The sequence below is a fragment of the Psychrobacter sp. TB20-MNA-CIBAN-0197 genome, assembly GCF_040309765.1.
Classification (GTDB): domain Bacteria; phylum Pseudomonadota; class Gammaproteobacteria; order Pseudomonadales; family Moraxellaceae; genus Psychrobacter; species Psychrobacter submarinus.
This window is the reverse complement of sequence record NZ_JBEOPC010000144.1, coordinates 1-395: the sequence shown is the minus strand read 5'-3', so window position 1 is coordinate 395 and position 395 is coordinate 1. Positions and strand designations below refer to the sequence as shown.

Annotated in this window: 1 protein-coding gene; it reads right to left on the bottom strand. The window is 45.8% G+C overall.

The genetic code is table 11. The features are described 5' to 3' along the window. The coding region (locus AAEY83_RS13035; RefSeq protein WP_351059370.1) for a pullulanase-associated domain-containing protein at positions 1-288 on the bottom strand (288 nt) is incomplete at its 3' end. Positions 289-395: the final 107 nt, after the last annotated feature.

The following is a 395-nucleotide window of genomic DNA, read 5'->3' as shown; positions in this document are numbered from 1 at the left end:
CCCTTCTGTACCAATATGAATAATAAAATTGGCACATTCGTTATAACCCTCTTTAAGGTTAATTATCCAGTACGCACCGTAGTTTGGATCAATACCATCGTATTCATGGCCCTTAGCCCAATCACTGGTATCAAATGGTGGTGCATAAGCATCACACACATCGTTATTCCACGAATGTAATCGGTAGCCTTCGTAATTGTCATCGGCTAAGCGGTTATAAAATAAAACCGCCTCTCCCTCCCCTGCAAATACAACAGGGTCTGGCAGGGTTGGGTCGGCTCCAACCACGCAACTTTCGTTATTTTCATCAGGTACTGTAGGTGCAGGGCACGATATAGGTTCGGGATCGACACATTGCGACCCCGCTTCATTAGGGACTTGTGGCACATTACAGG